At 62.5% G+C, this 26,084-nt stretch carries 22 protein-coding genes and 1 tRNA gene; 14 read left to right on the forward strand and 9 right to left on the reverse strand.

The genetic code is table 11. From position 1 onward, the window contains the following. The first annotated feature begins 136 nt into the window (after window positions 1-136). Window positions 137-679 (forward strand): GNAT family N-acetyltransferase, encoded by a 543-nt coding sequence (locus F759_RS0136640; protein ID WP_027804101.1) that lies wholly within the window; start codon window positions 137-139, stop codon window positions 677-679. 53 nt (window positions 680-732) lie between these two features. Here the strand turns inward: F759_RS0136640 and F759_RS0136645 are convergent, their stop codons facing one another. From F759_RS0136645 to F759_RS0136655, 3 genes are read right to left on the reverse strand one after another with little or no spacing between them, the layout of a single operon-like run. Continuing rightward, window positions 733-1,629, reverse strand: coding sequence for a cytochrome c oxidase assembly protein (locus tag F759_RS0136645; protein ID WP_027804102.1), 897 nt, complete (start codon window positions 1,627-1,629; stop codon window positions 733-735). Window positions 1,630-1,657: 28 nt separating this feature from the next. Continuing rightward, a complete protein-coding gene (locus tag F759_RS0136650) occupies window positions 1,658-2,131 on the reverse strand; it encodes a copper chaperone PCu(A)C (protein WP_027804103.1) in 474 nt (157 codons plus the stop codon). 9 nt (window positions 2,132-2,140) lie between these two features. Continuing rightward, complete coding sequence (locus F759_RS0136655) at window positions 2,141-2,812, reverse strand: SCO family protein (protein WP_027804104.1); 672 nt, start codon at window positions 2,810-2,812, stop codon at window positions 2,141-2,143. On the opposite strand from F759_RS0136655, the gene F759_RS43880 reads away from it, so the two are divergent. From F759_RS43880 to otsA, 3 genes are all read left to right on the forward strand, one after another. Then, the gene (locus F759_RS43880; protein WP_209440550.1) at window positions 2,715-2,981 is read left to right on the forward strand and encodes a hypothetical protein; all 267 of its coding nucleotides are present in this window, start codon (window positions 2,715-2,717) and stop codon (window positions 2,979-2,981) included. The two genes, F759_RS0136655 and F759_RS43880, sit on opposite strands and share 98 nt — an antisense overlap. Window positions 2,982-3,204: 223 nt before the next feature. Continuing rightward, the gene (otsB, locus tag F759_RS0136660) at window positions 3,205-3,954 is read left to right on the forward strand and encodes a trehalose-phosphatase (RefSeq protein WP_027804105.1); all 750 of its coding nucleotides are present in this window, start codon (window positions 3,205-3,207) and stop codon (window positions 3,952-3,954) included. A gap of 82 nt (window positions 3,955-4,036) precedes the next feature. Beyond that, window positions 4,037-5,497: an alpha,alpha-trehalose-phosphate synthase (UDP-forming) gene (gene otsA, locus F759_RS0136665; protein WP_027804106.1), complete on the forward strand. Its 1,461-nt coding sequence runs from the start codon at window positions 4,037-4,039 to the stop codon at window positions 5,495-5,497. Between the two features lie 122 nt (window positions 5,498-5,619). Here otsA and F759_RS0136670 read toward each other — a convergent pair whose 3' ends face one another. Next, entirely contained in the window at window positions 5,620-7,455 is a 1,836-nt protein-coding gene (locus F759_RS0136670) for an ABC transporter ATP-binding protein (protein WP_027804107.1), read from the reverse strand. A gap of 704 nt (window positions 7,456-8,159) precedes the next feature. Here F759_RS0136670 and F759_RS0136675 point away from each other — a divergent pair. From F759_RS0136675 to F759_RS0136685, 3 genes are all read left to right on the forward strand, one after another. Then, a complete protein-coding gene (locus F759_RS0136675; protein WP_027804108.1) occupies window positions 8,160-9,224 on the forward strand; it encodes a glycosyltransferase family 4 protein in 1,065 nt (354 codons plus the stop codon). Window positions 9,225-9,484: 260 nt separating this feature from the next. Beyond that, complete coding sequence (locus F759_RS0136680) at window positions 9,485-10,339, forward strand: hypothetical protein (RefSeq protein ID WP_027804109.1); 855 nt, start codon at window positions 9,485-9,487, stop codon at window positions 10,337-10,339. Window positions 10,340-10,495: 156 nt separating this feature from the next. Then, window positions 10,496-10,960 carry a DUF2214 family protein gene (locus tag F759_RS0136685; RefSeq protein WP_027804110.1) on the forward strand — a complete coding sequence of 155 codons (465 nt, stop codon included), beginning with the start codon at window positions 10,496-10,498 and terminating at the stop codon, window positions 10,958-10,960. Between the two features lie 74 nt (window positions 10,961-11,034). Here F759_RS0136685 and F759_RS0136690 read toward each other — a convergent pair whose 3' ends face one another. From F759_RS0136690 to F759_RS0136710, 5 genes are all read right to left on the reverse strand, one after another. Next, window positions 11,035-12,921 carry an ABC transporter ATP-binding protein gene (locus tag F759_RS0136690; protein ID WP_027804111.1) on the reverse strand — a complete coding sequence of 629 codons (1,887 nt, stop codon included), beginning with the start codon at window positions 12,919-12,921 and terminating at the stop codon, window positions 11,035-11,037. Window positions 12,922-13,396: 475 nt separating this feature from the next. Then, a tRNA-Val gene (locus F759_RS0136695) sits at window positions 13,397-13,471 on the reverse strand. 48 nt (window positions 13,472-13,519) lie between these two features. After that, complete coding sequence (dnaQ, locus tag F759_RS0136700; RefSeq protein WP_027804112.1) at window positions 13,520-14,254, reverse strand: DNA polymerase III subunit epsilon; 735 nt, start codon at window positions 14,252-14,254, stop codon at window positions 13,520-13,522. Window positions 14,255-14,362: 108 nt separating this feature from the next. Beyond that, complete coding sequence (gene rnhA, locus F759_RS0136705; protein ID WP_027804113.1) at window positions 14,363-14,809, reverse strand: ribonuclease HI; 447 nt, start codon at window positions 14,807-14,809, stop codon at window positions 14,363-14,365. After that, a complete protein-coding gene (locus F759_RS0136710) occupies window positions 14,806-15,681 on the reverse strand; it encodes a class I SAM-dependent methyltransferase (protein ID WP_027804114.1) in 876 nt (291 codons plus the stop codon). Before F759_RS0136710 ends, rnhA begins: the two co-directional genes overlap by 4 nt. A gap of 19 nt (window positions 15,682-15,700) precedes the next feature. Between F759_RS0136710 and gloB the strand changes: the two genes are divergently transcribed. The 7 genes from gloB to F759_RS0136745 all read left to right on the forward strand — a co-directional run bounded on the left by gloB (window position 15,701) and on the right by F759_RS0136745 (window position 25,966). After that, the gene (gene gloB / locus F759_RS0136715) at window positions 15,701-16,492 is read left to right on the forward strand and encodes a hydroxyacylglutathione hydrolase (RefSeq protein WP_027804115.1); all 792 of its coding nucleotides are present in this window, start codon (window positions 15,701-15,703) and stop codon (window positions 16,490-16,492) included. Window positions 16,493-16,648: 156 nt separating this feature from the next. Beyond that, window positions 16,649-18,298: a transglycosylase SLT domain-containing protein gene (locus F759_RS0136720; RefSeq protein ID WP_027804116.1), complete on the forward strand. Its 1,650-nt coding sequence runs from the start codon at window positions 16,649-16,651 to the stop codon at window positions 18,296-18,298. 193 nt (window positions 18,299-18,491) lie between these two features. Beyond that, window positions 18,492-19,733: an MFS transporter gene (locus F759_RS0136725; protein WP_027804117.1), complete on the forward strand. Its 1,242-nt coding sequence runs from the start codon at window positions 18,492-18,494 to the stop codon at window positions 19,731-19,733. A gap of 453 nt (window positions 19,734-20,186) precedes the next feature. Beyond that, window positions 20,187-21,341, forward strand: a complete 1,155-nt coding sequence (gene carA, locus F759_RS0136730) for a glutamine-hydrolyzing carbamoyl-phosphate synthase small subunit (RefSeq protein WP_027804118.1) — start codon at window positions 20,187-20,189, stop codon at window positions 21,339-21,341. 133 nt (window positions 21,342-21,474) lie between these two features. Further along, on the forward strand, window positions 21,475-24,729 hold the full coding sequence (carB, locus tag F759_RS0136735) for a carbamoyl-phosphate synthase large subunit (RefSeq protein ID WP_027804119.1): 3,255 nt from the start codon (window positions 21,475-21,477) through the stop codon (window positions 24,727-24,729). Between the two features lie 231 nt (window positions 24,730-24,960). Further along, window positions 24,961-25,437 carry a transcription elongation factor GreA gene (gene greA / locus F759_RS0136740; RefSeq protein ID WP_027804120.1) on the forward strand — a complete coding sequence of 159 codons (477 nt, stop codon included), beginning with the start codon at window positions 24,961-24,963 and terminating at the stop codon, window positions 25,435-25,437. A 19-nt stretch (window positions 25,438-25,456) separates the two neighbouring features. After that, window positions 25,457-25,966, forward strand: a complete 510-nt coding sequence (locus F759_RS0136745) for a DUF4149 domain-containing protein (protein WP_027804121.1) — start codon at window positions 25,457-25,459, stop codon at window positions 25,964-25,966. Window positions 25,967-26,084 lie beyond the last annotated feature (118 nt).

The raw sequence follows: 26,084 nt of genomic DNA on the forward strand, positions 1-26,084 counted from the left end.
TACAGCCACAAGCAGGCGTCGAAGGCGCGCGCCGGGCGGGGCGCGTAAGTACCTGACTGGTTCGATGCCGTGGTGCGCGGCATAATCGTGCATTCGCCGCCGTCGGTAACGGCGCGCTTCTTTCTAAAAGCCTGTCATGACCAAACCGCAACTTACCGCCGCCGCGAGGCTCGCGGAACTCGAATGGCGTTGGAAGACGTTCGATGAGCTCACGAGCACCGAGGTCTACGCGATGCTGGCCGCGCGTAGCGCCGTCTTCGTGATCGAGCAGAACTGTCTGTATGGCGATATCGACGGTCTCGATATCGACGCCTGGCATTTACTCGCATTCGGCGCGACTACTGACGCAACTGCAAACGCTAACCCAACCGCAACGGCTATTACGCGTACAACGCGGCCACCGTTGGCCGGCTATTTGCGCGTGCTTCTACCCGACGCCGACGATCGCGATATCCGCATCGGCCGTGTGCTGACAACTGCGCAATTTCGCGGCATCGGTCTGGGTAATGCAATGCTGGATCGCGCGATCGCGCATATTCGCAAGCAGTGGCCCGGCACGCCGATTCGCTTGCATGCGCAGGCGCATCTGCAACGTTTCTACGGCGCGTTTGGTTTTGCGCCGGTGTCCGGGATTCACGAAGAGGACGGCATCCCGCACGTCTGGATGCGTTCGGCCTAGGCGTCCTGGCCGCGATCAGCAAGAGATCGGCGAGACGTACGTTCTCCGACACATCAGCGGTGACCGCGGGCCGTCGACGAAGCCGCGCTCGCAGTTGCTGCCGCGGTTGCACTCGCCACTGTCGCACGCCGTTCGCCACGCACGCGTCCGCGTGCGGAGAGGCGCATCCAGTGACGCAACGCCACGAGCGCGCCGATCACGCTCATCATCGAGCCGGGGATCCACAGAAGCAGGCCGCCGATCTGTTGATCGCGCATCGGACTAAGCCACGTGAACGCGCGGCCGCAGATCGAATAGATCGGATATAGCTCACGCGGCGTAAAGAAGATGAACGCGCCGAGGATGATCTGCGGCGGAATCGCGGCGATCACCACCAGCACGCGCTTGCCGGGCGACAAACGCGCGGGCGGCGCCGGACGCGGATCGAGCACGAGCCACCAGAACAGCAGGCCGTCAATCACCATGCTCCAGTTCATCACGCGATAAAGCCGCCAGTCGAGCATCGCGACAAAATGGACCGGCGACATCAGCCAGAAGTAAATCAGGCCAACGAACAATGTCACCGCGACGACCGGATGCATGACGACATCGAGCAGCTTGCGCACGAACGGCATAGCAAGCGCGGGCCGCACGAAACGCCGGCGCCAGTTGAACGGAATGCCCGCACGCAATGCCGCGCCAGGATACGACAGCGCGATAAAGAAAGGTCCGAGATGATGCAGCACGAGATGCTGCGCGCGATGCATGAAAAACTCATGCTCGAAGAAATAGTCGAGACGCGTGTGCAACGCGACGTACAAGGCCACCAGCCCGAACCAGAAAGAAACGCGCCGCGCCACCGATAGCTTCGCCTTGCGTGCGCCGCGCACGAACAGAATCGCGGGCAGCAGCAGGGCGATGACGACCGTCGGTGAAAATTCCCAGGGATCGAGCCAGTAGAGCAGGTTCATTGCGGCGAATCGTCGTGACGTGCCGTGCTCACTTGGCCTGCGCGGGCGACTTCACCGCGAACGGTGTGTCGAGCGCTGCGCCGTCGGAGAACTTCAGTGTCAGATGCACGGTGTCGCCAGGCGCGATCTTGTGCTTCGCGTTTTCGAGCATCACGTGATAGCCGCCGGGCGCGATAGCAACCTGGCCGTGCGCGGGCACCGTCAGCTTGTCGACCATCACCATCTTCTGCGACGAACCGTTCGAGACGGTCTGATGCAGCATCGCGTCGCCGTAATCGCTGCTCGAAATATCGACGAGATCGACGGGCTTGTCGCCGGAATTCACGAGCGTCACATAGCCGGCCGCGGGCAGGTTGTTCGGCAGCCAGCGCACCCATGCATTTTTCGCGGCAATCGCCGGCGCGCCGGCGGCGTGGGCGCTAGCCGCGAAAGCGAGCGAGAGGGCGAAGGCGCCAGCAAGAGCGGAAAGCGTGCGGGTTCTGATCGTTGTGATCTGTGTCATGGTTTAAGGTCAGGAGCGTTGATCGACGATGCGGCGCAGGTCGGCTGCGATCGCATCGGGCGTGTCGTGATCGGTGGCGAGCAGGCGCGCGCGGCCTTGCGCGTCGAACACGTAGACGGCGGAACTATGAGTGACTTCGTAACTGCCATTGGGGTCGCGCTTTTCCATCTGATACGCAACGCGGTAGCGTTTCGCGAGCGATTCGATCTGCCAGTCGGTGCCGGTCAGTCCCTCGGCGTGCTCCGGGTCGAACGCGCCGACGTAGTCGTGCAAGGCGTGCGGTGTGTCGCGCGCCGGATCGACGGTAATGAAGAGGATGCGCACCTTCTGGGCGTCGGGGCCGAGTTTGCCTAGCACCTGCATCAGCCGGCTCATGGTTTCCGGGCAAACGTCCGGGCAATGCGTGTAGCCGAAATAGACAAGCGCCGCGCGGCCCTTGAACGAATCGCCGTTGACGGGACGGCCGTCGTCGGCGGTCAGCGTGAAGTCGAGGTCGGGCAAATGGCCGCTCACGTTCGTCAGATGCCACGGCTCTGCGCGATTCGTGCAGCCGGCAAGCGAGATCATGGCCAGGAGCGCGCCGATGGCGACCGTCGACGCAAACCCGCGTGCGCGGTGGCCGGCGCGGGGCGGTGACGCCGGATTCGGTTGCAACCGTCGCAATGAGAGGATCGGGAACAAAGCAGGTATCAATGACTCGATTGAAGAGCGGCGCGATGCATGGTCGCCGCTCGCGTTCTCGCTGCGCCGAAACCTGAACATGTGCTTGCGGCGGCGAGCGTTTGCGATAGTGGACAAAAATCGTCGTAACGCCAATGGCTCATGTGGGTGCGACTGTATCGCAAAATGACGGAAGGCGTCGCTCGCGGCCTACGGCGCGCGGTTTGCGAGGCAATATGACGCACATGGCTGAAAGCTGTCTGAAGCCAGACCGTTTCCATTTTGAACGCAATTCGAGCGAGCACGGCGCCGTCCTGCTCGCGGTACGGCCTGGTTTCTCGAAAAATTGATCGATGCGCGGTAAGATGCGCACACTTTTCCGGCTGCAAAAGGCCGAAAGGCAAAATTACCCGATGCAAGCACTTCCGGCTTTCCTGTCTCCGAGCGAGACCGCGTTTTTCTTCGATTTCGACGGCACGCTCGTCGAACTCGCGCCCACGCCGGACGGCGTGCAGGTGCAACCTCGCGTCATCGAACTCCTCACCGACCTGCGACGCCTGACGAACGGCGCGGTCGCGGTGGTGTCGGGGCGCGGCATCGACAGTATCGACGCGTTTCTTGGCATGCCCGATCTGCCGATTGCGGGTCTGCATGGCGCCGAACGGCGCGACGCGAACGGCGACACGCAACGCATCGGCTTTCACGACGAGCGGCTTTTGCGCATGGAGCAGGTGCTGGCTGACGTGGTCAACGCCAATCCCGGCATGCTGCTCGAGATCAAGGGCGCCGCGCTTGCGCTGCACTACCGCAATGCGCCGGACCGTGAGCCAGTCGCGCGCGAGGCGTCCGAGCGGCTCGTCGCGGATTATCCGAACTCGTACGTGTTGCAGCCGGGCAAGATGGTCTATGAGATCAAACCGAAAGACGTCGACAAGGGCCGCGCAATGCGCGCATTCCTCGACGAACCGCCGTTCGTCGGACGCAAGGCCGTTTTTGCGGGCGACGACCTGACCGACGAAAAGGGCTTTGCCGTCGTCAACGAGCGCGACGGACTGTCGATCAAGGTCGGCGCGGGCGACACGACCGCGCGAGCGCGCGTCGAGTCCGTGACTGCGTTGCTCGACTGGCTCGAAACGGTAGTTGCGGCGGCGCGTGGCGGATGACGGCCGCATCGTCCAGCGCACGACGCTCATACCGCGCATCAAGTAGTGCGACAACACCATATTGCATCGGGGACAGCGCTTCATGAGCCGACTGATTATCGTTTCGAACCGGGTTGCGCCGATCTCCGAGGGCGGTCCGGCGGCGGGCGGTCTGGCGGTCGGCGTGTACGACGCGCTCAAGGAGACCGGCGGCATGTGGTTTGGCTGGAGCGGCGATGTGCTGAGCTCCGGCCAGCCGCAGATCAAACTCGAAGAGCGTGGCCCGGTGGCTTTCGCGACCATCGCGCTGATGCGCCGCGACTACGATCAGTACTATCGCGGCTTTTCGAACGCAACGCTGTGGCCGGCTTTTCACTACCGCGCCGATCTGCTGCAGTACGACCGGCACGACTTCGAGGGTTATTGCCGCGTGAACGCGTGGCTCGCGCAGCAACTGGTGCCGCTGCTGCGTGAAGACGATGTGATCTGGGTCCACGACTACCACCTGATTCCATTCGCCGAGGCGCTGCGCGCGGCCGGCGTGAAGAATCGCATTGGCTTTTTCCTGCACATTCCGTTTCCCGCTTCGCAGGTGCTGCTCGCCGTGCCGCCGCATCTCGAACTGGTCCAGGCCCTCTGTTCGTTCGATCTGCTCGGCTTTCAGACTGCGCCCGATCTGCGCGCGTTCTGCGATTACATCGTCAACGAGGCGAACGGCACGGTCGACGCGTCGCCGTCCGGGCCGCTCGCGATTCATGCGTTTGGCCGCACGTTGCGCGCGGCGGCTTACCCGATTGGCGTCTATCCGGACGAGATCGCCGAACTCGCGAAGGCGGGTGAGCGCGGCAAGCCGGTGCGCACGATGAAAGCGACGCTGCATTCGCGCAAGCTGATCATGAGCGTGGATCGTCTCGATTATTCGAAGGGACTGGTCGAGCGTTTCCGCGCATTTGAGCGCTTGTTGGAGCACGCCACGGCACAACGCAACAAAGTGTCGTTCCTGCAGATCGCGCCGCCGACCCGCGCCGACATGCACGCCTACCAGGACATCCGTCTGCAACTGGAAGGGGAGTCGGGTCGCATCAACGGACGCTTCGCGGAACTGGACTGGACGCCGATTCTGTATATCCACAAACAATACGAACGCTCGGTGCTTGCTGCGCTCTTTCGTACCGCGCATGTCGGCTACGTAACGCCGCTGCGCGACGGGATGAACCTCGTCGCGAAGGAATACGTGTCGGCGCAGGACCCGGAGAATCCAGGCGTGCTTGTGTTGTCGCGCTTTGCGGGCGCGGCACAGGAGCTAGACGGCGCGCTGATCGTGAATCCCGTGGACATCGACGGCATGGCCGATGCGCTTGCGAGAGCGCTCGACATGCCGCTCGCGGAGCGCCAGGCGCGTCATCGGGACATGATGGCGCAATTGCGCGAGAACAATGTTTCCGTCTGGCGCGACAACTTCATGCGCGATCTGCAGAGCGCCGGTGGTGCAACGCGCACCAGGAGCGGGCGAGCGCGTGCCGGCTCGGGGAAGAAAACCGCAAACGAGGTTCTGGCGAGCTAGCAACGTTGAGCCGGGATTAGATAGGCGCTTTGGCGTCGTTACAAGCCGCAAAACAAAAAAGCCGCTCGATCAAGCGGCTTTTTTGTTGGTCGCTGAACGCGCCCGTGTCTACGGCACGCGGTTCAGATCACATGCTGTTCGTCCACTTTCTTCCCGCCCACGTGCAGCGTGGCCCCCTTGCCGTATTGTTTCGAGAGCAGGTCCCGATACAGTCCGGGGCGCACACGCAACTCTTCGGGGCTGCCGTCGTCGATCACCTTGCCCGCGCTCATCACGATGATGCGGTCGAAGTTGTTCAACGTGGACAGACGGTGCGCGATCGCGATCACCGTGCGACCCACCATCAGCCGGTCGAGCGCTTTCTGGATGGCTTCTTCCGATGCGCTGTCGAGCGCCGACGTGGCTTCGTCGAGCAGCAGGATCGGCGCGTTCTTCAGGATGGCGCGCGCAATGGCGATGCGCTGACGCTGTCCGCCCGACAGCTTCACGCCACGATCGCCGACGATCGTATCGAAGCCTTCGGGCATCGCCTCGATAAAGTCCGTGCAGCGCGCTTCGCGCGCAGCGGCCAGCACTTCTTCGCGGGTTGCCTCGGGGCGGCCGTAAGCAATGTTCTCGTACACCGTGCGATGGAACAGCGAAATATCTTGCGGCACGAGCGCAATCGCATGGCGCAGGCTGTCCTGCGTGATCGTGGCGATGTCCTGTCCGTCGATCTTGATCGCGCCGCCCTGCGTTTCATAGAAACGCTGTAGCAGCGCGAGCACCGTCGACTTGCCCGCACCGGACTTGCCGATCAGCCCGACGCGCTGCCCCGGCTCGATATGCAGATCGAAATGATCGAGAATCGGCCGGCGCCGCGGATAGGCAAACGTCACGCTTTCGAAATCGACGCGGCCGCCTTGCGGCACCAGTTCGGTCGCGCCGTCGCGGTCGGGCATGCCATGCGGCTCCAGCAACGTGCGCACGGCTTCCGCGAGACGGGCCACGTGCTGCGTGACATCCACCAGCGCGACTGCCAGATCGCGCGTGCCGTGCAGGATGGTGAAGCCGAGCGAGCTGACGAGCACGATGTCGCCCGAGGTCGCTTTACCCTGATCCCACAGCACGAGCGCCCAGCCAAGCAGGCCCGCCGACAGCAGCGCGGTGATCACCGCGTGCAGCAGGCGCAGCTTTTCCAGATACAGCAGGCTTTGCTGGCGCGCGTCCATCTCGGCCTTGACCGTTGCGCCGAAGCGCTGCTGTTCGCGAAACGTCATGCCGAAGGCGCGCACGAGGCCCATGTTGCTGATCACGTCGACGAGTTCGCCGTCCACCGAGGCTGCCTTGGTCGCGAAATGGTGGTGGCGCGCCGAGCCGCGCCCAGCAAGCTTGTACAGCACGACCGACAGAATCGCCGAGCACAGCATCAGGCCGCCTGCCATCAGCGGGTTCACCGCGATGATCATGAAGATCGCGCCGAGCACGGCGATGCACGGTGGCAGCACGTTCCAGGCAGTGGTGTTTTCGGCGGTGTAGACGGCGTTCGAGGTCGCGGTGATCCGGCTTGCCAGCATGCCGGGCTGCTTCTCGGAGTAATAGGTCGGCGAATGTCCGCTCAGATACTGAAACAGGTCGCGCCGCAAGTCGCCGGTCACGGCGACGAACGTGTGGGCCGCGACCCAGCCGCCCACACGCCACAGCAGGTTGTCCGCCGCGATCAGACCGACGAGGATCGCGAACGCGCCCCACAGCGGACCGGGATGGTGCCTGCCCGTGCCGAGTACATCGATAAGATGCTTGATCGCATATTGCGAAGCGAGCGCACAGCCCACGGCCGCTATCACGCTGCACAACACGGTCGCATGAGCGAGCGGATGACGGCGGATAAAACGGAAAAGGAACGCAAGCGGCCTGTGCGCATAGCTCGCGAGCTTGGCGTTCTGGGCGTTGCGCTGGGCGATGGTCGAATGTTCCAATTGATCGTGAGGTTGTGTGGTTCGGGGGTGTGCATGCAAGGCATGGGCCACGCGAAAAAAGTTTCGCGGCGAAGCCAATGCTTCGCATTGTAAACACGCAAAAGCGATTGCGCCCTGCGTATCCGGGCTTTTGGCGCGATTGATGTCGCGATGGACGTGCGCGGTCCACCTTCTTGCTCGACTCAGTGCAGCGGCAGTGGTTCGGGCGGGTCGCGGAACGTTTCAGGATATAATTACAAATTGCATTCAGCCGGGGCGCTGCATTCTCTTCAACGCGTGCCGGCAAGCTTGCCGCAAGAACTTACAAAGGCCGCCAGACGAGCCGGGGCACAATGCAGGTGGCAGCCAGTCGCTACTGTAGAACTGTCTTGGAAAACAAGGGTTTGCAAAGTGTATCTCCCTTGTAACAACGTAAAGACTTTGAAATGTTGCGGCGCGGCGTGAATCCCGGCACCGATAATGCATGCGCTACAAGCCACCGAAATTTCTGACAGTTTGTCAACGTCGGTAACGTTCACGCGTTTACCGCAGATGCGCGGACGGTCAAGTTCGTCCGGGCTTTTAAAACTGAAGCGATCTATCGCCGGAATTCTCGAAAGAATCAGGCCCGCGCCGGCGTGTCCGGCCCCGCGACCTGGCGAGCAAGCGAGTCGCTTTTACCAAACGCAGTACTTTTGCCGGTTTTTTACGAGGAGTTCTTCATTATGCGAATCGCTCAAATCGCTCCGTTGCACGAGGCGGTTCCTCCCAAGCTATACGGTGGTACGGAACGAGTGGTGTCCTATCTGACCGAAGCGCTGGTCGAGCAGGGCCACGACGTCACGCTCTTTGCGAGCGGCGATTCGCAAACCTCGGCAAAGCTCGAAGCATTCTGGCCGCAAGCGCTGCGCCTTGACCCGACCATCCGCGACGTGATGGCGCCGCACATGCTGCTGCTCGAAGAAGTGCGCCGCCGCGCGGACGAATTCGATGTACTGCATTTCCACATCGACTATTACCCGTTTTCACTGTTTGCGCGCCAGCCGGTGCCGTTCGTGACCACGCTGCATGGCCGTCTCGATCTGCCGGAACTGCAGCCGATCTTCAACACGTTCAAGGACGTGCCGGTTGTGTCTATCTCGGACAACCAGCGTATTCCGCTGCCGCAGGCGCACTGGCTGCAAACCGTTTATCACGGCCTGCCGGAAAACCTGCTCACGCCGATCAAGGACGTGAAGCCGAGCTACCTCGCGTTCCTCGGTCGCATCTCGCCGGAAAAGCGTCTCGACACGGCAATCCGGATCGCCCAGCAAGCCGGCATGCCGATCAAGGTCGCCGCCAAGCTCGACAAGGCTGACCGCGCCTACTACGACGAAGTCATCAAGCCGCTCATGGCGCTGCCGCACGTCGAATACATCGGCGAAATCAGCGAAGCGGAAAAGACCGAGTTCCTCGGCAACGCACACGCGCTGTTGTTTCCGATCGACTGGCCGGAGCCCTTTGGTCTCGTGATGATCGAGGCAATGGCTTGCGGTACGCCGGTGATCGCGTTCAATCGCGGCTCGGTGCCGGAAGTGATTGAAAACGGCGTGTCGGGTTTTGTCGTCGAAGACGAAATCAGCGCTGTCGCGGCGGTCAAGCGTCTGCATACGCTGCCGCGCGAAACGGTGCGCAAGGCGTTCGAAGCGCGCTTCTCGTCGAAGGTGATGGCGCAGAACTACGTCGCCACATACGAAGAGCTGCTGCGTCGGAAGCACCGTACCGTGCTGCGTGAAGTCAACGCGAACTGAATGTGAACTGGACCGGGAAGTCCCGGTCAGGCAGACAGGCTTGCTGAACAAAGCGCCCTCGGGCGCTTCGCCAAAAGCCACCAGCAACGCCCCGCGCGCAAGCCGCTCGCGGGGCGTTGTTGCATGCGCGCCGCGTTTTTCGCGTTCCGCGATGCAAACTGAGCGTTTCGAGTCCGTCGGCGCGAGCCACCCTTCTTAATATCCCTATAATGGCCGTGCCGCAAATTTGGCTGCGGTGCCGCCGACGACAGGAGGATGCCTTGGCGAGAACGAAAGAGACGCGTGCGAATGCCGCGCCCGGCGCCGGAACGATGTTCGCGTTGCGCGCCATCGGTCTCGTGCTTCTTGCCCGCTGGCTGTTTTCGATGTCGGAGATGGATCTCAGCTCGTCGCTGTCGGCTATGGCCTCGTCGCCCTGGGCGTGCATCAACCTCGTCTTCCTGTTCCTGCTGATTTTCCTGCCGGGCGCGCGCGCGGTCGCCGAGCGTCCTTTTCATCCGCTGCCGCAATGGTTGCGGCAGGCGCTGCGTCTTTTTGCGTTCCTCGGATTTCTGTTCGCGGTGTGGTCGGTCAGCGCCTTCGTCATAAGCGCCGGCTGGCGTCGTGCCGCGCAAGCGGTGGCGGCGACCAACGGCTGGCTGCTGGCGGCGCCGGCGCTGTATGCGGCCGTTCTGTGGATCTGCCGGCCGCGCGCGCTGTGGCGCACGAACATTGCCGCGCGTCGCTTTGCCATCGGCCGCTATGCGGTCTCGCTCGATCCGCTCACGCGCACCGTGAGCGTGTGGGCTGAGCGTCGCAAGGTGGGACAGTACGACGCGCGCGAGCTCTCCGTGCGCTGGGCGGATGGCGCAGGCACGCAGTCTGCAACGCCGCCCACGCCGATAGTCGCGCTGCACGCGGCCGGCGATACGGTCGCTTCGCCGACGCCGGCACGCACGAGCGGCGCACCGTCGCTTGCTCGCGCTTCATTCGGCCGACGCCCGAAGATCGAGCTGTTGTGGGATTCGCCGGCGGCGGCGGGTCACAACCGGCAAACCGTATTTCGCACCGCGTTGACGACCGAGGGCGACCGTGTTGCCGCGCGCGCGCTCGATACCACGCTTCGGCAAGTGTGAGCCGGGCGTTCGTTGTGTGCAGTCGGTCACATGCCATGACGGATGCGCAGGTTGTAAAGTAAGCCGTAGTCGATAATGAAATAAAGATGCCGCCCGCGCTTGACGGCGGGTGAGTGGAACAACAATCGATGTGCCGTGTCGTTTGCAGGAGTCGCTATGCTGGTTCGCTGGTTGCTTGCCGCTCTTCATCTGCTCGCTTATGGCTTCGCGCTTGCCTCGATTTTGCGGCGCACGTGGTCGTTGCGCCGCGCCACCGTGCCTGCCGCGTTACGCTCCGTGTTCCGGGCGGATACACGCTGGGGCCTTTCCGCGCTGGTGCTGATCGTCACCGGCCTGATGCGCGTTTTCGGCAGTTATGAAAAGGGCGCCGACTACTATCTGCACGAGCCGCTCTTTCACGTCAAGATGACCCTGCTCGTGATCATTCTCGTGCTCGAAATTCCGTCGATGCTCGCATTGATGCGTTGGCGCGCGGCGATACGAAAAGGTGTTGCACCAGAGCTGCAAAATGCGCGCCGCTATGCGCACTTGAGCGTGATTCAGACCGTCTTACTGGTATTGATGGTATTCGCGGCAACCGGCATGGCGCGCGGTATCGGTTTGCCCTCGGGCGTGGTGTAACGCGAGCGGCGCGCCAGCGAAAAGTGCCTTCCACAAAGGCATATTCCGCATGACGCGCCCCATCTTTGCCACGCTTACTTGCCGACCAGCAGGCTCGAATCGTCCGGGACGCGGCTGCGCAGGCGGGGCGGTTCGTGCGCTCCGTGCTGTACCGGCGGTTCGTTCAAACCCTTGATCAATTCCAGCGCCTGCCGTTCGAAAAGACGCCGATACAGGCCGTTCTCCAGGCCGATCAGTGACTCGTGACTGCCTTCTTCGATCACTTTGCCTTTGTCGAGCACGAGCAAGCGGTCGAGTGCTCGCACGGTCGAAAGGCGGTGCGCTACGACGAGCGTCGTGCGACCCATCATCAGCCGCTCCATCGCCTGCTGGATCAGCACTTCACTTTCGCTGTCGAGGCTCGACGTGGCTTCGTCCAGAATCAGAATGGGTGCGTCCGCAAGGAATGCCCGCGCGATCGCGACGCGTTGGCGTTCGCCGCCCGAGAGCTTGATGCCGCGCTCGCCGACCAGCGTGTCGTAGCCGTTGGGCAGCGCGCTGATGAAGTCGTGCGCGTTCGCGAGCCGCGCAGCGTGTTCGATCTCGGCATGGCTCGCGCCCGGCCGCGCATACGCGATGTTCTCCGCCAGCGAGCGGTGGAACAGTAGCGGCTCCTGTTGCACGATGGCGATCTGACTACGCAACGACGCCTGTTTCACTTGCGCGATGTCCTGTCCGTCGATCGTGATGCGGCCTTCCGACACGTCGTAAAGACGCTGGATCAGCTTGATGAAGGTGGTCTTTCCCGAGCCCGAGTGGCCGACCAGCCCGACCCGTTCTCCGGGCGCAATGCGCACGGAGAAGTCGCGATAGAGCGGCGTGGCGTTCGCGCCATAGTGAAACGTCACATGCTCGAAGCGGATCTCGCCTTTGCCGATGGCGATCGGACCGGCCCCCGGACGATCCTCGATGCCGAGCGGCTGGCGCTCCAGCGAGACGAGTTCTTCCATGTCGTTGACCGAGCGCTGCAAGTTGCGAATGTGCATGCCGACCTCGCGAAGATAGCCTTGCAGCATGAAGAACATCGTCAACGCGAACGTGATGTCGCCAACGCTCGCCTCGCCGCGCAACCACAACACGAGCGCGGCGCCGAGAATCGCGGTCTGAATGGCGACCAGCATCGCGCCCTGCACGCCGCCGTTGATCGTCCCGCGGACCCACGTGCGGCGAGTGCGGTTGCGCCACTTGCCGATTACTCGCGCGAGCAGCAGCTCTTCGCGCTCTTCAGCGCCGAAAGCCTTGACGACGCTGTTGCAGCTGACCGCGTCTGCGAGCGCGCCGCCCATCCGCGTGTCCCATGCGTTGGCGAGGCGCGCGGCTGGCGCCACGAAGCCGAGCGACAGCGCGACGGTCACCGCGATATAGAGCGCCGAGCCGATGCCGACCACCGCGCCCATCATCGGCCAGCGCCAGCCGAGCAGAAGCGTCGCGCCGACCAGCATAATCAGCGACGGAAAGAGGGCGATCAGCAGCGTGTCGTTGAGCAGGTCGAGCGCCCACATGCCACGTGTGATCTTGCGCACCGTGGAGCCGGCAAAACTGTTCGCATGCCAGTCGGTCGAAAAGCGCTGCACGCGATGAAACGCGTTTGCGGCGATCTCGCTCATCATCTTCAGTGTCAGCTTGATGATGTTGAAGTACATGGCTTGCCGCAGCAAAGTCGCGCCGAGGCCAAGCCCAGCCAGCACGCAGAAGGCCGTGATGGCTGCATGCCAGGCGCTCGCACGCGCGGCCGGGCCGGACGCGATGGCGTCGACGAGGTGGCCGGCGAACATCGGCGTGAGCACGTCCGCCACTGCGGATAGCATCACAAGCGCGGCAATGACGACGATGCGCCACGGCTGTTGCGCCCAGTGATGGAAGGTGAAACCGAGGACATCCTTGAAAGCTTGTCCGCGAAAGTCGAGTTTTTTTCTGGTCATTTGCGACAACCCGTTCGCGCGCAGCGCACCGGGGTTCCAGTCAAAAGCGAGATGAAGAGACAGTCCAAGCGCGCCGCTTGATGGCAATCAGACCGCGGGCAATAAGCCTGCGGAGCTTGCGGTGAACTGTCTGGAATTGCGCGGAGTGCCTTTTCAGGTCGACTCGCGCGGGCGACGACTCAACGTCGCGGGACCATGTCAGGGATGGCCATATGCACTGCGAACATGTGACGCCTCCCTGTAGTCAATGAGGTGGAGAAGTAGACGGGGCGAATGCCCGAGAGCCGACTATATCAGCACTGTTTTGCCGTCGCAATCGACGAGGTTTCGGTGTTGACGGCGCGATTCGTTACTGATTCACGCGAACACCGCGGCGCCAAACGTCAACATGCAATCAACGCAAAACAAAACGGAAAAGGGCTTACGCATTGCTGCGTAAGCCCTTTTGTCTTCGGTGATCGACACACCAAAATTCTGGTGGGTAGTACTGGGATCGAACCAGTGACCCCTGCCGTGTGAAGGCAGTGCTCTACCGCTGAGCTAACCACCCGAAGAGATCGAGATTATGTCAGTGATTCTCGAACTCGTCCAGCATTTTTTAAGCGGCTTGCTCATCGGAGACGGGCGCCGGTTCGAGGCGCCACACGCTCGTGCCTCTTATCGCCTTGTCGAGGCCATCAAGAACCGCCTGATGTGCGGCAAGTTCTTCGTCGTTCGCAGCGATTACGACGAGTTCGAGCGAGTCTATCGCCACGCGCGGCGTGAGTGCTTCGCCACCGGCGTGCGATTCCCCGAGCATGTCGATGACGAGGCTTTCCTGGCCGCGCGTCATCGCGAGATAAACCTCGGCGAGCAGTTCCGAGTCGAGCAGCGCGCCGTGCAGCGTACGGTGCGCATTGCTGATGCCGAACCGATCGCACAGCGCGTCGAGTGAATTGCGCTTGCCGGGGAACATCTGCTTGGCGCGCGCGAGCGTGTCGATGATTTCGCCGCAATAAGTGCTGACGGGCGGCAGGCCGAGCAACGCGAATTCGGCGTCCAGAAAGCCTATGTCGAACGGTGCGTTGTGAATGATCAGGTCCGCGCCCTGAATGAAGTCGCGGAACTGGTCTGCGATTTCTGCGAACTTCGGCTTGTCGCTGAGGAACTCGGTTGTGAGCCCGTGGACCGCCAACGCGCCCGGATCACTGTCGCGTTCGGGATTGATATAGAAGTGCAGATTGTTGCCGGTGAGTCGCCGGTTCACCAGTTCGACGCAGCCCAGTTCGAGGATGCGGTCGCCGGTGCGAGCATTGAGGCCGGTCGTTTCGGTATCGAGGATAAGTTGACGCATGTCGGATTAGCTTTGCCTCAGAAATTGCAGCCGGCGAAGTGCAGCCGGAAAAATACAGCCGAAAAATAAGCGTGTAAAACCGTTGGCGCGCACCTTGGCGCGCCAGCGTCACAGTTCCACGAGCGACGCGACGCCGCGATTGGCGAGTTGATCCGCGCGCTCGTTTTCCGGGTGCCCGTTGTGCCCGCGCACCCAGCGCCATTCGATTTCGTGCTGCGCGACGAGTGCGTCGAGCCGCTTCCACAAATCGGCGTTCTTCACGGGCTGTTTGGCGGCGGTGATCCAGCCTTTCTTTTTCCAGCCGTGAATCCACTCGCTGATGCCTTTCTGCACGTACTGCGAATCGGTGTGCACGACGACCTTGCACGGACGCTTCAGCGCTTCGAGCGCGGAGATCACGCCCATCAGTTCCATGCGATTGTTGGTGGTATTCGCTTCGCCGCCGAACAGTTCTTTTTCCTGATCGCCGAAGCGTAGCAGCGCGCCCCAGCCGCCAGGGCCGGGGTTGCCCTTGCAGGCGCCGTCGGTATAAATGTCGATGATGTTCGCGGTCATTGAGTGTGGTTGCGTGTGTTCGGTGTGGCGGCGGGCGCGAGGCCCGCGGCGAGGACGGGTTTTTTCACCTTCAGCGGCCCGACGAGGCGCATGCCGCGCACGCGCTTGATCGCCTTGATCATGTAAGTGGCGCCGAATATCGGCCACCACCGGTCGCCGGCGGCTTCCATAAAACCGTAGCGGGAGAGCCACTGGTCGCTGTCGAGCGGCGGACGATAGCAGCCGAAGCGTCCGCGTTCAAGGTCGAAGCCGAGCAGCTTGATCCAGTCTTTCAGCCGCGTAAAGGCAATCAGATCGACGGCGGCGGGCACGAACGGCCGGCCGGTCATCTTGCCGACCGACTGCCGGGCGCCCCACAGCGACAGCGAGTTGAAGCCGAGAATGATCAACTGGCCTTCCGGCATCAGCACGCGCTCGGCTTCGCGCAGCAGGCGGTGCGGGTCGCTCGTGAATTCGAGTGTGTGCGGCATCACGATCAGATCGACGCTTTGCGCCTCGAACGGCAGGTCGAGCAGATCGCACCACACCGCACTGCGCCCCGTCGGCGCGGGTTGCGGTGCAAATCCGCCGCGTATTGAGTCGTGGATCGAGCCGTGGATGGCACCGTTGCTCGTCCCATTTCCGGCAGGCGCGGCTGAGCGCGGGAAACCGTAGGGCGCACTGGCGCCGCTCGCGGCATCGAGCACAAGTCCGCGGCAGGGCATGCGGTTTTCGCGCAAGGCGTCGAGCTGCGGCAGGCCGAGTTGCAGCGCGTGATAGCCGAAAACGTCCGACACCACGCGGTCGAGCTGGCTCTGTTCCCACTCCAGCACGTAGCGGCCGGGCGGCGAATCCGTCCAGGCGGGCCAGTCTATAATCGCTCGGTCAGTCATATCAAAGAATGCGTCGCCTATGAATGCGCTCGAGTACGTACCGGTCCCGGCGTTTGAAGACAATTACATCTGGGTCGTTTCCGACGGACACCATGCGGTAGTCGTCGATCCGGGCGAAGCCGCTCCGGTTCGCGCCTATCTGGCCAAACGCGGGTGGCGGCTGAGCGCTATTTTACTCACGCACCATCATCAAGACCATGTCGGCGGGGTGGCTGATCTGCTGAATGGCCAGGCCGTTCCCGTCTACGGGCCCGCCGGTGAAGCGATCGAGCATCTCACGCAGCGTCTGAAAAATGGCGATCGCGTGACGATCGCGGCGCCCGCGCTCGATTTGCGCGTGCTCGAAGTGCCGGGTCATACGAGCGGTCACATCGCCTATTTCCAGGCGGCCGACCCGGCCGGCACGCCGCACGTGTTCTGCGGCGACACACTGTTCGCCTGCGGATGCGGCCGGCTCTTCGAAGGCACGCCGGGCCAGATGCTTGCGTCGCTCGACTCGCTCGCCGCGCTGCCCGGTGCGACCGAGGTTCACTGCGCGCACGAGTACACGCTGTCCAACATCCGTTTCGCGCTCGCCTGCGAGCCGGGCAACGGCGAACTGCTCGCCTGGCGTGACAAGGCAAGCGACTTACGCGCGCGCAATGCGCCCACGCTGCCGACCACGATCGCTCACGAACGCGCGGTGAACCCATTCCTGCGCACGGACAACCCCGCAATCCAGGCAACCTTGCAAGAGCAATTGCACGCCGACGCATCAGACCGGCTGGCGGCGTTCACGTTGATGCGCGAATGGAAAAACCGCTTCAGGTGACCGGGTTGGTCCTGGGGTCTTGCTCAAGCGAAGAATCGGAAGAATTCGCCAAGCCCCAGATTTGCTTGATATTTTGGTCAATTTTCGATTGACGTAGACGTTACGGTTTCGTACTATCGGCTGCAAATTCCAGCCCTTGTGGAAGCCGAGACGTTCATGCGATTTATCTTTAGTGCGTTGCTGGTCCTGACGCTCGCCGCCTGCGCGAGCCAGGGACCAACGACGATCAGCCCCACCACCGCAACAAATCCCGCCAGCCAGCAAGCCGTAGCCGACGCACTTCGCAAGACAGCCACCGCCAAGGAAACCATTAACGTCGACCAGGGCTCGGTCACGCAATTGACGAGCGCCGACGCCGATCTGTGGAGCCGTATTCGCCGTGGTTTCCAGATGCCCGATCTGCAAACCGACCTCGTCGACATGCAGGTCAACTGGTATGCGCAGCGTCCGGACTACGTGCAGCGCATGACTGAGCGCTCGCAGAAGTATCTGTATCACATCGTCGAAGAGCTCGAGGCGCGCCATATGCCGACCGAGCTCGCATTGCTGCCGTTCATCGAATCGGCGTACAGTCCGCAGGCATTGTCGGTGGCGAAGGCGGCCGGCATGTGGCAGTTCATGCCGGGCACCGGCCGCACTTACAACCTCAAGCAGAACATGTGGCAGGACGAGCGCCGCGACGTGCTGGCGTCGACCAGCGCCGCGCTCGACTATCTGTCACGGTTGCACGACATGTTCGGCGACTGGCAACTGGCGCTCGCTGCGTACAACTGGGGTGAGGGCAACGTGCAGCGCGCAATCGCGCGCAATGAGGCAGCGGGCTTGCCGACAGACTATCTGAGCCTGCGCATGCCGAACGAAACACGCAACTACGTGCCGAAGCTGCAGGCGGTGAAGAACATCGTGATGAACCCGCAAATGTACGGGCTCGCGCTGCCGTCCATTCCCAATCACCCGTATTTCGTGACCGTCACTACGTCGCACGATATCGACGTGGACATGGCGGCCAAACTGGCCAACCTGTCGCTCGACGAATTTCGTTCGCTGAACCCGTCGTTCAGAAAGCCGGTGATCCTCGGGGCGACGCAGCCGCAAATCCTGCTGCCGTTCGACAACGCGAGCGCGTTCGAGCGCAATCTGAAAACCTATTCGGGTTCGCTGTCGTCGTGGACTACATACACGGTCACCGAGCGTTCCGCGCCGGCGGCAATCGCTCAAAAGATCGGTGTCGACGCCGACACGCTGATGGAAGTGAACAAGATTCCGGTCGGCATGCGTCTGAAGCCGGGTTCCACGATCGTCGTGCCGCGTGGCTCGGACGACGACGAGGACATCAGCGCGGACGTTGCCGAAAGTGCGGTGCTCGCGATGGAGCCCGACGTTCCCGACACGCGAAAGATGCTGATCCGCGTGCGCCGCAATCAGTCGATGTCGGCTCTCGCAATGCGTTATGGCGTGTCCGTTGGCCAGTTGAAGGCATGGAACCGCACGCATCGCAGCAGCGTGTCGCGCGGGCAGGTCATCGTGCTGCATGTGCCGGTCGGCAGGGCCGTCCCGAGTGAACCGGGTCCCGAGCGCATCGCGACGGACGTGCAAGGTGGCGGGGTCCAGAAGATCGGAACGCGCGTCGGCGGCTCCAAAGGCGAATCGCGCAGCGACAGGAAGAAGGGGCGTGGCCACTCGGCCGTGGTGAAGGTGTCCGAGCCGGCGGCCAAGGCCGGCAAATCGAAAGCGTCCGCTACCCCTGCTGGCAAGGTGAGCAAAGTGTCGGCCTCCACTTCGAGCAAGGCGAAGAAGAGTAAGTGAAGGACCGCGGCTGCACCAGGGCCGCTTGTATTTCGCGCTAGCGCAACCAGTCCGCTGCGATCGAACCTCGAGTCTTTTCGACGCCGTCACCCTGTGGTGACGGCGTTTTCCATTTGCGGCGTTGTCGGCGAGCTCCGCCGAATTCCGATATCGTTCGTCATTTAGCCCCCGGACCATCCGAATATAAGAGCGTATGTCGTCGACACAGTTGCGCGTGTTTCTGCTGTTTTCCGCTGGTTATTTCGTGTCCTATGTGTTCCGGGGCGTCAACCTCGGTTTTGCGCCCTTTATCACGCGCGATCTCGGGTTGTCCGCGGCCGACCTTGGCGTGCTGACGAGTCTGTATTTTCTCGGCTTTGCGGGCGCGCAGATCCCAGCGGGCGTGCTGCTCGACCATTTCGGTGCACGGCGCGTAACGGCGCTCACCTTGCTGTTTGCCGCCGCGGGAATCTGGGTGTTCGGCGCGGCGCACAGCCTCGGCATGATGATGGTGGGGCGGCTGCTGATCGGCATCGGCGTATCAGTGTGCCTCGGCGCCGCATTCAAGGCGTTGGCGCAGCATTTTGCGTCGGCGCGTCTGCCGCTGATGAACGGGCTGGTAATGGCGCTCGGCGGTTTCGGCGGAGTCATGGTCGGTTCGCCGCTCACCTGGGTGCTGACCTTTAGCAGTTGGCGCTCGGTCTGTGTCGGGCTCGGCTTTCTGACGGTCGCCGTTGCGCTCGCCCAGTGGACGCTCGCTCCAGAAACGAATGAAAGCCGTCATCAGGCCAGTATCAGCGCGCAGTTCCAGGGCACGCTGCATATCCTGCGGAGCGTGGCTTTCTGGAAAATCGCGTCGTTTTCAGTCATGACGCAGGGCGTGTTCTACGCGATGCAATCGCTATGGGTCGGCGCGTGGCTGCGCGACGTCCAGGGTTTCGAGCCGCGCGAAGCGGCTGCGCTGGTGTCGATTCTCGGTTTCGCGATGATGGCTGGCTGCGTCGGTTTCGGCGCGGCGGCCCGGAGTCTCGAGCGGCGCGGCGTGTCGCTGTATGCGTTTTGCGGCATCGGCATGGCGCTGTATGTGCTTACCCAGTTGCTGATCGTATTCAACGCGCCGCTTCCGGCGAGTTTGCTGTGGGCGGCTTACGGGATTTTCGGCGGCACGGGCATTCTCACGTATGCGGTCATGGCGCGCAGCTTTCCTGCGCAAATGATCGGCCGCGTGAACACCACGCTGACATTGATCATTTTTCTGCTGATTTTCGGTTTCCAGATTGGCGTGGGCGCCGTGCTGTCGCATTGGCCGGCGAGCGGCGGCCATTATCCGGCGGCCGCGCATCTGACGGCGTGGGGCATTTTGATCGCGTTCCAGGTGCTGAGTGCGATCTGGTATGTGCTTCCGGGGCGCAAGCTGGTACACGCGGTTGCCCCCCACGCGGAACAGGACGCGTGACGTTTTGTCCGGCAATTTGCGCGAGCTTCGAGGCGGACGCACTACCGCTCTCACTTGCCCGAATCACACCACGTAAATGTTGCTCGCTTGCCGTGCGAGCCGCATCCAGTAAGGCTTTGGCTCTTTCCGCTTGCGCCGCCGCCGTGCCTGCGCGCCATCCCGGATTTGGAGAGAGGGGCAGTTTCACGCTATAATTCCGAGGTTTGAGCTTATCAACCCGCACCCTAGCGCCTACCTCTTCCATACCGTTCATCCGCCGCGCGCCACTGGCGTAGCAAGCAGCTCGCACCCAGCCTCCGTCCACAAAACGGACACATTGGACACCTCGCGCGCCTTGCAACGTCAACGGCAGTACGCGAGCGAGTCTGCGCGCGCATCACGTGATGCTGTTCGCTGCGGCTCGCAAACCGGATAGGCAGGTCGGCAACAGGGTGTTCCCCCAAGGAGTCTCCCGTGTTGCCGTCATTTTCTCCCGCTCTGCTCGCGCTCGCCGACGGCACGGTCTTTCGTGGTTATTCGATCGGCGCCCCCGGGCATACCATCGGCGAAGTGGTGTTCAACACCGCTATCACCGGCTATCAGGAAATTCTGACTGACCCGAGCTACGCGCGCCAGATCGTGACCCTCACGTATCCGCATATCGGCAATGTCGGCGTGAACGCCGAAGACGTCGAAGCGACGAAAGTCCATGCCGCCGGGCTGATCATTCGCGACCTGCCGGTTCTCGCGTCGAACTTCCGCATGGAGCGCACGCTCACGCAATACTTGCAGGACGAAGGCGTGGTCGCCATCGCCGGCCTCGATACGCGCATGCTGACCCGCGTTTTGCGCGACAAGGGCGCCCAAAACGGCGCCATCCTCGCCGGTTCGGACGACGAAGCGCGTGCAATCGAATTGGCTCGCTCGTTCCCGGGCCTCGCGGGCATGGACCTGGCGAAGGTCGTGTCGACGAAGCAAACGTACGAATGGGCGCAGACCGAATGGCGTCTGGGCGACGGCTACGGCAAGCAGAGCGCGCCGAAGTACCGTGTGGTGGCGTTTGACTACGGCGTCAAGTACAACATCCTGCGCATGCTGGCCGAGCGCGGGTGCCACGTCACCGTGCTGCCGGCAGAAGCGTCGGCGGCCGAGGCGCTCGCGCTCAATCCCGACGGCATCTTCCTGTCGAACGGCCCGGGCGATCCGGAGCCGTGCGACTACGCGATCGCGGCTACTAAAGAACTGATCGAGCGCGGCATCCCGACCTTCGGCATCTGTCTCGGCCATCAGATCATGGGCCTCGCGCTCGGTGCGAAAACCGTGAAGATGAAGACGGGCCACCACGGCGCGAACCATCCGGTGAAAGATCTGGAAGACGGCCGCGTGGTCATCACGTCGCAGAATCACGGCTTCGCAGTCGATGCCGCCACGCTGCCCGCCAACGCGCGCGTCACCCACGTGTCGCTCTTCGACGGCACGCTGCAAGGCTTCGCGCTCTCCGACAAGCCGGCGTTCTGCTTCCAGGGCCATCCGGAAGCGTCGCCGGGCCCGAACGACATTGCCTATCTGTTCGACCGCTTCACCGCGTTGATGGACGCGAAGAAGGCCGACAAGACCGCGGCAGCATAAGAGGCATCGCGAGAAGCGCGGCGGAAAGCACAGCAGCAAGCACAGCAAAAAGCGGCGAGAGGCAAAGCGCGCACAACGCCCCAGGCGGCGCGCGCTGACGGAAAGAATTCAGGAATACATTAGCGAGAGCGTTATGCCCAAGCGGACAGACATCAAGAGCATCCTCATTATCGGCGCGGGGCCGATCATCATCGGCCAGGCGTGCGAGTTCGACTACTCGGGCGCGCAGGCATGCAAGGCGCTGCGTGAGGAAGGCTACAAGGTCATCCTCGTCAACAGCAATCCGGCGACGATCATGACCGACCCGAACACGGCCGACGTGACCTACATCGAGCCGATCACGTGGGAAGTGGTCGAGCGCATCATCGCGAAGGAGCGCCCGGACGCGATCCTGCCGACGATGGGCGGCCAGACCGCGCTGAACTGCGCGCTTGATCTTCACGCGCATGGCGTGCTGGAAAAATACAAGGTCGAGCTGATCGGCGCGTCGCCGGAAGCAATCGACAAGGCGGAAGACCGTCAGAAGTTCAAAGACGCGATGACGAAGATCGGCCTCGGTTCGGCCAAGTCGGGCACCGCGCACTCGATGGAAGAAGCGCTGCAAGTTCAGGCCAGCATCGCCGCGGAAACCGGCAGCGGCGGCTATCCGGTCGTGATCCGTCCGTCGTTCACGCTCGGCGGCTCGGGCGGCGGCATCGCGTACAACCGCGAAGAATTCGAGGAAATCTGCAAGCGCGGCCTTGATCTCTCGCCCACGCGCGAGTTGCTGATCGAAGAATCGCTGCTCGGCTGGAAAGAGTACGAGATGGAAGTGGTCCGCGACAAGAAGGACAACTGCATCATTGTCTGCTCGATTGAAAACCTGGACCCGATGGGCATCCACACTGGCGACTCGATCACCGTCGCGCCGGCGCAAACACTCACCGACAAGGAGTACCAGGTGCTGCGTAATGCGTCGCTCGCGGTGCTTCGCGAGATCGGCGTCGACACGGGCGGCTCGAACGTGCAATTCTCAATCAATCCGAAAGACGGCCGGATGATCGTGATCGAAATGAACCCGCGCGTGTCGCGCTCGTCGGCATTGGCGTCGAAGGCGACGGGTTTCCCGATCGCCAAGGTCGCGGCCAAGCTCGCGGTCGGCTATACGCTAGACGAACTGAAGAACGAAATCACCGGTGGCCAGACCCCGGCATCGTTCGAACCGACTATCGACTACGTCGTCACCAAGATTCCGCGTTTCGCGTTCGAGAAATTCCGCGAAGCCGATTCGCGCCTGACCACGCAGATGAAGTCGGTCGGCGAAGTCATGGCGATTGGCCGCACGTTTCAGGAGTCGTTCCAGAAGGCGCTGCGCGGTCTCGAAGTCGGCGTCGACGGTCTGGACGAAAAGACCGATAACCGTGACGAGATCATCCGCGAGATTGGCGAAGCCGGCCCGGACCGTATCTGGTACGTGGGCGACGCGTTCCGCATCGGCATGACGGCGCAGGAAATTTTCGAAGAGACGTCGATCGACCCGTGGTTCCTCGCGCAGATCGAACAGATCGTCTTGAAGGAAAAGGCGCTGGCGGGCCGTACGCTTGCGAGCCTGTCGAAAGAAGAACTGAAGTATCTGAAGCAAAGCGGCTTCTCGGACCGGCGTCTCGCGAAGCTCGTCGGTGCAAAGCCCGCGGAAGTGCGCGCGCGTCGCATCGAGCTGAATGTGCGCCCGGTGTACAAGCGCGTCGACACCTGCGCGGCTGAATTCGCCACGAAAACCGCCTACATGTACTCGACCTACGAGGAAGAGTGCGAGGCGAACCCGACGAACAACAAGAAGATCATGGTGCTGGGGGGCGGCCCGAACCGGATCGGCCAGGGCATCGAGTTCGACTACTGCTGCGTGCACGCCGCGCTCGCCATGCGCGAAGACGGCTACGAAACGATCATGGTCAACTGCAACCCTGAAACCGTTTCGACCGACTACGACACGTCCGACCGTCTGTACTTCGAATCGCTCACGCTCGAAGACGTGCTCGAAATCGTCGACAAGGAAAAGCCGGTCGGCGTGATCGTGCAATACGGCGGCCAGACGCCGCTGAAGCTTGCACTCGATCTCGAGGCGAACGGTGTGCCGATCATCGGCACGTCGCCGGATATGATCGACGCGGCCGAAGACCGCGAGCGGTTCCAGAAGCTGTTGCAGGACCTCGGTCTGCGTCAGCCGCCGAACCGCACCGCGCGGGCGGAAGACGAAGCGCTCAAGCTCGCCAATGAAATCGGCTATCCGCTCGTGGTGCGTCCGTCGTACGTACTCGGCGGCCGCGCAATGGAAATCGTCCACGAGCCGCGCGACCTCGAGCGCTACATGCGCGAGGCCGTGAAGGTGTCGAACGATTCGCCGGTGCTGCTGGACCGCTTCCTCAACGACGCGATCGAGTGCGATGTGGATTGCATTTCGGACGGCGATGCGGTGTTCATCGGCGGCGTGATGGAGCATATCGAGCAGGCGGGCGTGCACTCGGGCGACTCGGCCTGCTCGCTGCCGCCGTACTCGCTCTCGAAGGAAACCGTGGCTGAACTCAAGCGTCAGACCGGCGCGATGGCGAAGGCGCTGAACGTGATCGGCTTGATGAACGTGCAGTTCGCGATTCAGCAAGTTCCGCAGGCCGACGGCTCGAAGGAAGACATCATTTACGTGCTGGAAGTAAATCCGCGCGCTTCGCGTACGGTGCCGTACGTATCGAAGGCAACGAGCTTGCCGCTCGCCAAGATCGCGGCGCGTGCGATGGTCGGTCAGAAGCTTGCCGATCAAGGCGTGACGAAGGAAATCGATCCGCCTTACTTCAGCGTGAAGGAAGCCGTGTTCCCGTTCGTCAAGTTCCCGGCGGTCGATCCCGTGCTCGGACCGGAAATGCGTTCGACGGGTGAAGTGATGGGCGTTGGCCAAACGTTCGGCGAGGCGCTCTTCAAGTCTCAACTGGCGGCGGGTTCGCGCTTGCCGGAATCCGGCACGGTGCTGTTGACCGTGATGGACGCCGACAAGGCGAAGGCCGTCGAAGTCGCGCGCATGCTGCATGAACTCGGCTATCCGATTGTCGCGACCAAGGGCACCGCTGCGGCGATCGAAGCGGCCGGCGTGCCGGTGAAGGTCGTCAACAAGGTGAAGGACGGTCGTCCGCACATCGTCGATATGATCAAGAACGGCGAGATTGCGCTGGTCTTCACGACCGTCGACGAGACGCGCGCCGCCATCGCCGATTCGCGTTCGATCCGCATGAGCGCGCAGGCCAACAAGGTCACGTACTACACGACCATGTCCGGCGCGCGCGCGGCCGTCGAAGGCTTGCGCTATCTGAAGGACCTCGAAGTCTATGATTTACAAGGTTTGCACGCTCGCCTAAACTAAGGCTTCGAATACCTGTCCAAGATGTAAGTGCCGCGGTTAAGCGGCGTTCCGCAGGTGCTGTGGTCCGGGTTTTCCCCGGGCCGCCGGCTCCCTCGGAATGCACTTAACCGCGGTGATTTTTTTTACGGCCGTTTTTTGTTCCAGAGCGTTCCCGCGGCTGCCGCTTGTGCGTCAGTCCCAGCGAGGAGAAGAAAAAGCCTGGAGCGGCCCGGCGTTTTCAGAGAGTTGTTTATGAGCACTATTCCATTGACTAAGCGCGGCGCAGACATGTTGCGCGACGAATTACAGCGCCTCAAATCGGTCGAACGTCCCGCCGTGATCAACTCGATCGCGGAAGCGCGCGCCCAAGGCGATCTGTCGGAAAACGCGGAATACGACGCAGCGAAAGAGAAGCAGGGCTTTATCGAGGGCCGCATCGCGGAAATCGAATCGAAGCTCGCCGGCGCGCAGGTGATCGACCCGTCCAAGGTGGATGCGGACGGTCGCGTCGTGTTCGGCGCGACCGTCGAACTGGAAGACCTGGACTCGGGTGCGTCGGTCAAGTATCAGATAGTCGGCGACGACGAAGCGGATATCGACCACGGCCTCATTTCCATCAGTTCGCCGATTGCGCGCGCGCTGATCGGCAAGTCGGAAGGCGACGTCGCGTCGGTGCAGGCGCCGGGCGGCGTACGCGAGTACGAAATCATCGCGGTTAGCTACGTTTAAGGTGGCTTAGGTGTCCCTGATGCCGCATCGAATTTTCCGTCTGCTGACGGTAGTGTGGGTCGGTAGCCTGTTGACTATCGGCTATGCCGTCGCGCCCGTGCTGTTTACCTCGCTCGATCGGACGACGGCGGGCGCGGTCGCCGCACAACTGTTTCGAATCGAAGGCGTGCTCGGTGCTGTGTGCGGCATTCTGCTGCTCGGTCTCGCCAACGTGGTGATCCGGCGCGGCGGCAACGCATATCGCCGTTTGCGCTGGCTCGTCGCGGGAATGCTGGTGTGCGTGCTGCTGGGGTATTTCGCGCTGCAGCCGTTCATGAACGCAATGCGTGTCGCCGCGCTGGAAGCGGGAACGGATGTTGGGCATTCGGCTTATGCGGCCCGCTTCGGCATGCTCCACGGCGTTTCGAGCGTGTTCTACCTGATCGAAAGCCTGCTCGGCGTAGTCTTGGTCTGGAAGCTGCCGGTGGGCGCGGGAGCCGGTTCAGCACAGCCAGGCGCTCGCGATGTTTCGAGGAAGGTGGCGGGCTAACGCGCTGACGGTAGCGGCGGTTGCCGGCGGTGCCCTGGTTGCGCCGTCTGCAATGTGTAGCGAGCGTGGCCCGAGATCCAAGCCGCCCGCAGACAAGGTGCGGATGTCGCCGCACCTT

Source organism: Paraburkholderia dilworthii (genome assembly GCF_000472525.1).
GTDB lineage: Bacteria > Pseudomonadota > Gammaproteobacteria > Burkholderiales > Burkholderiaceae > Paraburkholderia > Paraburkholderia dilworthii.